Origin of the sequence: uncultured Gimesia sp., from assembly GCF_937910335.1 — a bacterium.
Classification (GTDB): domain Bacteria; phylum Planctomycetota; class Planctomycetia; order Planctomycetales; family Planctomycetaceae; genus Gimesia.
Genome location: NZ_CALEMX010000438.1, coordinates 1 through 7,919 on the forward strand (window position 1 = coordinate 1; position 7,919 = coordinate 7,919).

Consider the following 7,919-nt stretch of genomic DNA (forward strand, 5'->3'; position numbering starts at 1 on the left):
TTATGCGAATCCTGACGTGATTCACAATCCATTTCAGAGTTTGTCCGGTTTTATTTTGGAAACAGTCGGTGTACTATTTAAGAAAGAATGGCGGGATCTCCCCAGCCGATATCGTTCACCCCTACATAGACGGTCTCTTCAAGGTCTGATTGAAGCATAGTTACAAAGGATTCTCCCGTGAAATATTTGATCCCTTTTTTCTGTCTGGCAAGCTTGCTGTCGGTGGTACCAGCCTCGTCGGTCTCTGCAGCATCACAGGCGAAACGCCCTAACTTCATCGTCATCTTCTGTGATAATCTGGGATATGGTGACATTGAACCGTTCGGGTCCACAGTCAACCGCACCCCTTGTTTAAACCGCATGGCCCGGGAAGGTCGTAAGTTTACACACTTCTGTGTCACCGCCGGCGTGTGCACTCCCTCGCGGGCCTCGATTATGACGGGCTGTTATTCTCAACGGGTGGGCATGCATTGGAATCCTCGCGACGGTCAAGTACTACGTCCTATTTCTCCTTACGGATTAAATCCAGAGGAAGTCACAGTCGCGGAAGTCTTAAAAAAACAAGGTTACAAAACCGGCATGATCGGAAAATGGCATTTGGGAGATCAACCTCCGTTCCTGCCAACCAAGCAAGGTTTTGACTACTTCTACGGCATTCCTTACAGCGACGATATGACACAAGCCGTTGGAAAACGTATTGGCGATCGACTGGATGGAAACCGCTGGCCTCCTCTGCCCGTCATGCTGAATGATAAAGTCATTGCAGCGGGCGTTGATCGTAATTTGCTGACCAAGGACTACACTGAGAAAGCCGTTGAATTTATCGAACAAAATAAAGACCAGCCTTTCTTCCTCTATTTTCCGCAAGCCATGCCCGGCAGTACAAAAGAACCTTTCTCCAGCAAAGGGTTCCGTGGCAAAAGTAAAAATGGTCCTTGGGGAGATAGTATCGAAGAACTCGATTGGTCAACCGGTCAAATTCTAGACAAACTGGTTGAGCTGGATATCGATGAGAATACACTCGTCATCTGGACGTCAGACAATGGGTCGCCGATGGCCAGGAATATGGAAACGACAGAGCGAGGCACGAACAAGCCTTTGTACGGACGTGGCTATACCACTTCAGAAGGTGCATTCCGCGTGCCTACAATCATGTGGTGGCCGGGCAAAGTCCCAGAGGGAACCGTGTGCAACGAACTGGCAACCACGATGGACCTCTTGCCTACCTTTGCAGATCTGGCTGATGGCAAAGTACCCCAGGATCGTATCATTGATGGTCATGACATTCTCCCGTTGATTGAAGGCAAACCTGGTGCCAAAACGCCTTATGATGTCTTTTACTATTATGCCATGGATCAGTTACAGGCCGTGCGTAAAGGCCCCTGGAAATTATTCGTGCCACTCAAAGAATTCAGCAGACACCCGCACTTTAAAAAGGGTCAAAGTACGAAACCACTTCTATTTAATGTGGTGATAGATATTAGTTCCGAGCACAATGTTGCCGATCAGCATCCTGAAATCGTGAAAGAACTAATGGCACTCGCAGAAAAAGGACGCGCTGATCTGGGGGATAGCAAGCGTCCGGGCGCCAATCAACGCAAACCAGGAAAGATTGACAACCCGGTTCCCCCGACGTTGAAGACAATATCCACCAAATAATTGACACAAAATACTCCAAACCATTCAGCTCTCCGAATGCTGGATAGAATACGAAACCTCTTTACTGAAAGCCTTTGATGGATCCCCTGGAAATTGACTGCCAGACAGTCAAACAAAAACTTGACAGTAACCATCGTTTTTTATTGCTCGATTGCCGAGAGCAGGACGAGTACGATACTGTTAACATTGCAGAATCCCAACTGTTACCCATGAGCGAAATTCAGCAGCGCGTCTCCGAACTGGATAAACATCGCTCTGAAGAGATCATTGTCTTCTGCCATCATGGTATGCGCAGTATGCAGGTAACGTCCTGGATGTTACAGGAAGGTTTTACAAACGTCAAAAGTATGCAGGGAGGCATTGATGCCTGGTCCTGTCAGATTGACAATTCTAAACTGCGATATTGAGCGCTAGCGTGGCAGTCGTAATTTCAGCTTGATATAATTTGATTACAACTTCGAACTTTTCACCTTTGACCCCACAACGGGAGTTTCCAATGTCATACGAACAAGTACTGTTTATGCTTCCTCTTCTTGCAGGCATGGTTTTCAGCAATACTGCCCAGAAAGCAGCAGCCGAAGAGCCACTCGTATTCATCTCGGCTTTTGCCCCCGGCGAAAAAGGAGCCATTCACGCCTTTCAAATGAATCCCAAAACGGGCGAATTGAAAGAGGTCGCACGCAACACAGAAGTCGAGCATCCCTTTTTCATGACCGTTTCACCAGACAACAAGTATCTCTATTCCATCAACGCGGAAAAATTTGGTGGCAAAGATAATGAAAATGTCGCCGCTTTCAAATTAGAAGGCCGCAGCGGTAAATTAAAGTTTTTGAATCAACAATCATCTCATGGCACAGCTTCGTGTTACCTGGACATCGACAAGTCAGGTAAAGCTGTTGTTGTCGCCAATTATTCTTCTGGTAACGTCGCTTCTTTACCCGTCAAAGCAGATGGTTCTCTGGGAGAAGCGGTATCCATTATTCAACATAAAGGTTCCAGCGTTGACACCAAACGCCAGAACGAACCACATGCCCATAGCATTGTGATCAGTCCCGATCAGAAATTTGTTTTCGCCGCCGATTTAGGAATTGATAAAGTATTGTCTTTTCAAATCGATCCGGAAACGGCCAAACTTTCTCCCAGTCCACAACCTTATGTAAGAACGGTGCCCGGTGGTGGACCGAGACACATGACGTTCCATCCCGATGGTAAACAACTTTACGTTATCAATGAGCTCAAAAACTCAGTAAGTCATTTCTCCTACGATCCAAAGACCGGCACACTCATTGAACGAGATACGATCTCAACCGTTCCTGAAGATTTTACTGGCACGAGCCATACTGCCGATTTGAAAATCACGCCCAATGGTCGTTTTCTTTATGGAACGAATCGTGGGCATGACAGCATTGCCGCTTATGAAATTGATGATGACGGAAAATTGTCTTTACTCGAAATTGAACCGAGTTTAGGCAAGGGACCACAAAACCTGGCGATTACAGCGGACGGTAAATTCCTGCTCTGCGCGAATATGCCCGGCAATAATGTGGTCGTGTTTCAAATTGATGATAAAACCGGAAAACTGACTGCAGTGGGTGAGCCGATTTCCATGCCCATGCCATCCTGCATTATGATTCGATAATCCCTGACCGGTTTTTCGGATCGATACTTTAATTGCAAACGATTTCAGCCCGAGTGATCGGTGCCTGGCTTAGATTCCGCTTTCTCTTCAGTTTCCGGGAACCTGGAATCGTATTCATCCATCAAAGTGGAGGGGCAGGTCTCTTCCTGTTCACATTGTTTACAGATAATGTGAACGAGATCAGTGCCGCCGATTCTCAACTGATTTTTTTCACAAAGTTGATAGAGTTCTTTTAAATGTGTGCAAACCATCGTTTATGACCTTTTTTAATCGTACCATCGATTGTATCAAGTAGAATGAAAAGCCAGCGAGAGGAGCACCGATATCATTTAGGCTTTATCACTGTATTGTTATTCATTCATTCCCAGCGATGCAATAGCAATTGCCAACCGTGATATCGTCAACCGTGATTTCATAGTCGAATATTAAATTAAACAGGACTTTCATGAATTATCCTGAGCATAATTGGTCGTTTTTGCATGTCAACGACAGCCATATGGGAACGGCCCGCTCGTATCGTTTCCGCCCTGCCATCAACAAACGCTGGGCGGCGATCAAGCAACAGATTGCTGGCATTGATGCGGATCTACTCTTGCATGGCGGCGATCTGACACGGGATGGCGACACACATGAATTTGAGTATCAACAGGCCCGAGAAGACCTCGATACGCTGCCCTTCCCTACGTTTGTGATTCCCGGCAACATGGATGTCGGCAATAAACATGCTTCTCAAAATGGAGTCAAAAATCGCTGGGACCCCAAAGGACTGGGCTGGCATGACCCTGACTTAAATATGACGGCCAAACGCCTGGATTTATTCAGCAACTATTTTGGCCCGTTGCAATGGTCGTTTCTGCATCGTGACGTTCGCTTCACGGGATTCTACGCCGCCCTCGCAGGCACAGGATTGCCACACGAACAACGCTTCTGGAACATGATGGAACGACTCCCCCATCTGCCCCCGGCAAAACATCATGTCGCCGTCATGCATTATTGGCCTTTTATGGAACACCCTGATGAACCCGCCTGGGATCTAACCAAGGGAGATGAATATGATAACTGGTACTTCTCGATCGACCCTCCTCATCGCCAGCGAATGTGGGAAATCCTAAAAGCAGCCAACGTCGAAATTCTATTTTGTGGCCACGTTCATACGGGACGTCCCGTGCAAATTGTGGATAACATCCGCCTGTATCGCACACAACCAGCGGGTAATACAGGGCAACTTTCTGAACGCTGGCCCGAAGCAGACACGCGCTTCGGCTTCCACCGCTGCGATGTCACAAATGAGGGCATCGATGTAAAGTTTATTCTTGGCAACGATCAATGCGAAGAATTTGGCACCTTCGGCCCATTAGGACATCCCTCTGTTGAAGAACGCGATTACAATATTGCAGAAGAAAAACCACCAATACAACCTGATATCGACTTGTGAAACGAGTAACCAATCGGGAGAAATCTTATGAAAGTATCCGTTTATATTGCCTCCACCCTGGATGGTTTTATCGCCAGAAAAAATGGAGAACTCGACTGGTTGCCTGGAGCCGACGGCGAAACTGATCCAACGGGCGAAGATTTTGGCTTCCACGAATTTCTGGATTCCGTCGATGTCATGGTCATAGGACGCAAGACTTTTGACATGGTCATTTCTTTCGGGGAGTGGCCTTATGCTGACAAACGGGTGATCGTACTTACCAGCAAACAGATTCGAATTCCGAGCAAATTATCGTCAACGGTCGAGGCCAAATCGTGCCATCCTGTCGAACTGGTTCAGGAATTGATAGAAGCGGGTCACCAGCACCTTTATGTTGATGGGGGCAAAACGATCCAAAGTTTTCTCAAAGAGCGTCTGATTCAGGAACTCACTATTTTCCGAGTCCCCGTCCTCATTGGCGGCGGGACTCCCTTGTTTGGAAAATTAGACAAAGACATACATTTCCACCACGTTCAAACCACCTCATTTGAAAATGGCTTTGTAGAAAGCAAATACGAATTGATCCCCTGACAAAGCGTTTGCAGAAGAAGAATGTTTGTACGACATTTTTTTAACATAAGTATCTACTTAAAAGGAACAGACCATGTCAATTTCCTATAGAACCCTCGTCACAATTTTCAGTCTCATTATGAGTACTGCATTGTTTGCGGAAGAAAAAACAGAAGCGCAAAACGCAGAGCTTCTCAAAGCCGTCAAGAAACTGGACATGGCTTTTTCAAAACGGGATAAAGAGACCATTCGAGAGATGACCGATCCCAATCATTTGTCGATAGCTCCTGCTTTCCAATTTTTTAATCGCGCAGATCAGTTAAAAGCGCTTCCGGAACTGAAACTCACAAAATTCGAAGCGGAACACAAAAAGATAATTCACACAACGCCCCGAACTGCCCTCATCACATATGAAGCAAATATTGAAGGAACATTTGCAGGCAAGGAACTCACAAAACACGTACAGATTCTGGAATCCTGGGTCAAACGGAATGGAAAATGGATTGAAACATCCTACCAGGAAACTCCGCTGCCCTGATCTTGTTTCAGATCACGTTTCCGGTTTAAGAATTCAAATCGGGAACCGGGAATAAAAAGTTTCTTCGCTGCTAAGAAGAGGCTTTCTCTTTTGTTGCCGCTTTCATCCAGGCTTGCAGCATGTCGCGTAACATCGCTAGATCACGGAAGAGTATCTTTCGATCTTTGTGAGCATGCTCAAAGCACCACGGGCCGCGAAAGCCGGCCTTCCAACCAATCTCAAAACAACGTTTAAGATCGTATAGTGCGTGCTCCCCTTCAGGTCCCATCGCGCGGGCTTTGAAATCGCAGGTGACGGCAATGGGGAATGTTTCTTTCAAGCCGGCATAACGGAGAGCATTGCTATCCCAGTTTCCGGTATCGGGGCAAGCCGCCACATTATCACCGATCGCTTTGATCAGCTTTACCACCGAAGCCGGGTCGTTTTGCATCCAACCATAATTTTCGACGAGCATTTGCACATTACGCTCGGCACCGTAGTCGCACAACTCCCGATAGCTGGCGACATGAATTTTCATATCAGGCCGCTTGGCCAACGGCAAGGGTCGCGCCCATTTCAATCCCAGATCGGAGGCGACATCGATTGATTTTTTGTAAGTGGTGAGTGCTTTATTACGAACTGCTGCGTCGTCGCTGTTCATATCGAGATTGCGCTGGTTCATTTTCAAATTGGTAAGAACGCAGCCCGCCTTGTCTGCTGCAGCGCGAACTTGATCCAGATATTTTTTATCCGTGGATGCCAAAGTAGACGTATTCAGATCAATCACCCGCATCCCCAATTCATTCCGCAGAATATGTGGCAGCTCCAGCAGAGTCATTTTCCCTTTCGCCGGCTTGGCTGACATCTGATAGGTCATCGAAGATGTGGTCACGCCAATACTCTCATCGAGTGATTTCGCAGTTGGTTCTTTTATATTCACTCTTGCCTGAGCAATCGTTCCCAGAAAAGGGGCCACGAAAGCACCGCTGCCTGTATAGAGAAAATTTCGTCTGGTTAAGTCCATTTCACTTCTCCTGCCTGAGGCGGAATAATCAGTTCAGATCGTTCGTAATTAAGATTCCTCGCTGAAATCCTATCTTAATTGGAAGATCGATGTAATAAAAAACTCGAAATTTGAATACGCGTCATTTTGTAAAACGTGAGGGCATTCCTATGTGCCATTCCTAAATCATATGCTTGAACTCGATTCTCAGACTGATAACCCGTATATGTAGATTTTCCAGAAGTTGGGGGGAACCAACTTCAGCTTAATCCCCTCGGTTTGTAGTGAATCAACGAGTTAACCCAGGTTGAACTTGGAGAACACAAATTCAGTCTCCTGATTTCAGAAAGAGTGTTTTGACTTAGTTCTCAATAAACCATAAGTCCCTAATAAGTTAAGTAGTGAACGCTAAATCACAAAACATTTCAGTTAAATTATTAATTAAAGCAGTATATGAGGTGAATAGAATGACAATAGTAGGTAGAGAAATATGGATTTATAAAATCCCAGTGATTACACTTTGTTCTTATCAAATAATGTGATTCATAATAAAGTGATTTGGTACGTACGAAAGCAATGAGTGCGCATCTTTCTCTGACCTGCCTAAATTCATAATTTGCATGCCTGAGAAATCATGATCGTAACCATTTGTAAAAATTAAGGTTATGACGTATTCTACCCGACCCCTTGTCTAACATGAGTATTTTCAATGTCTTCAACTTAGTGTTCGTCGAAGGCTGACTCGTTGCAAGAAAATAAAAATTAACGATCGAAGGGTCGCAGTAAAGTGGAACCAATTAAGTCTCAAAAAGAACTCTACGAACTCTTTGACGCCCTCGTCTCCAATGAAATTTCGGCTGAAAAGCATCTTGAGTTACAGCAGCAACTGGAAAATGATCCACAAGCCAGACAGTCCTATTACGAGTACCTTGATGTTCTTCAGGGACTGGGAACGCTTTCCCAATCACAGCAGGATATGCTTGCTGTCAGTCAGTTGCCAAATCATTCTCTAGACCCAGCTGCTTCTGTGACAGAAACTCGCACCCAAAGTTCACCTCAGCCCTATCTTAAGGGTTCCTCTAATAATTCCTTGAAATCAAGGAATTAAGTATGGACG

9 protein-coding genes are annotated in these 7,919 nt (G+C 45.8%); 7 read left to right on the forward strand and 2 right to left on the reverse strand.

What is annotated here, in order from left to right; translation table 11 throughout:
* The first annotated feature begins 177 nt into the window (after nucleotides 1-177).
* The 3 genes from Q0668_RS17285 (at nucleotide 178) to Q0668_RS17295 (ending at nucleotide 3,298) form a co-directional block, all read left to right on the forward strand.
* Entirely contained in the window at nucleotides 178-1,659 is a 1,482-nt protein-coding gene (locus tag Q0668_RS17285) for a sulfatase (RefSeq protein ID WP_298866884.1), read from the forward strand.
* Between the two features lie 77 nt (nucleotides 1,660-1,736).
* Nucleotides 1,737-2,066 carry a rhodanese-like domain-containing protein gene (locus Q0668_RS17290; protein WP_298866886.1) on the forward strand — a complete coding sequence of 110 codons (330 nt, stop codon included), beginning with the start codon at nucleotides 1,737-1,739 and terminating at the stop codon, nucleotides 2,064-2,066.
* A gap of 89 nt (nucleotides 2,067-2,155) precedes the next feature.
* A complete protein-coding gene (locus Q0668_RS17295; RefSeq protein WP_298866887.1) occupies nucleotides 2,156-3,298 on the forward strand; it encodes a lactonase family protein in 1,143 nt (380 codons plus the stop codon).
* A gap of 44 nt (nucleotides 3,299-3,342) precedes the next feature.
* Here the strand turns inward: Q0668_RS17295 and Q0668_RS17300 are convergent, their stop codons facing one another.
* The gene (locus tag Q0668_RS17300; protein ID WP_298866889.1) at nucleotides 3,343-3,549 is read right to left on the reverse strand and encodes a hypothetical protein; all 207 of its coding nucleotides are present in this window, start codon (nucleotides 3,547-3,549) and stop codon (nucleotides 3,343-3,345) included.
* Between the two features lie 194 nt (nucleotides 3,550-3,743).
* Between Q0668_RS17300 and Q0668_RS17305 the strand changes: the two genes are divergently transcribed.
* The 3 genes from Q0668_RS17305 to Q0668_RS17315 all read left to right on the forward strand — a co-directional run bounded on the left by Q0668_RS17305 (nucleotide 3,744) and on the right by Q0668_RS17315 (nucleotide 5,820).
* Nucleotides 3,744-4,733 (forward strand): metallophosphoesterase, encoded by a 990-nt coding sequence (locus Q0668_RS17305; RefSeq protein WP_298866891.1) that lies wholly within the window; start codon nucleotides 3,744-3,746, stop codon nucleotides 4,731-4,733.
* Nucleotides 4,734-4,760: 27 nt separating this feature from the next.
* Nucleotides 4,761-5,303: a dihydrofolate reductase family protein gene (locus tag Q0668_RS17310; RefSeq protein ID WP_298866893.1), complete on the forward strand. Its 543-nt coding sequence runs from the start codon at nucleotides 4,761-4,763 to the stop codon at nucleotides 5,301-5,303.
* Between the two features lie 73 nt (nucleotides 5,304-5,376).
* A complete protein-coding gene (locus Q0668_RS17315) occupies nucleotides 5,377-5,820 on the forward strand; it encodes a nuclear transport factor 2 family protein (RefSeq protein WP_298866895.1) in 444 nt (147 codons plus the stop codon).
* Between the two features lie 70 nt (nucleotides 5,821-5,890).
* Here Q0668_RS17315 and Q0668_RS17320 read toward each other — a convergent pair whose 3' ends face one another.
* Nucleotides 5,891-6,823 (reverse strand): TIM barrel protein, encoded by a 933-nt coding sequence (locus Q0668_RS17320; RefSeq protein WP_298866897.1) that lies wholly within the window; start codon nucleotides 6,821-6,823, stop codon nucleotides 5,891-5,893.
* Between the two features lie 766 nt (nucleotides 6,824-7,589).
* Here Q0668_RS17320 and Q0668_RS17325 point away from each other — a divergent pair.
* Nucleotides 7,590-7,910, forward strand: a complete 321-nt coding sequence (locus tag Q0668_RS17325; protein WP_298866899.1) for a hypothetical protein — start codon at nucleotides 7,590-7,592, stop codon at nucleotides 7,908-7,910.
* Nucleotides 7,911-7,919: the final 9 nt, after the last annotated feature.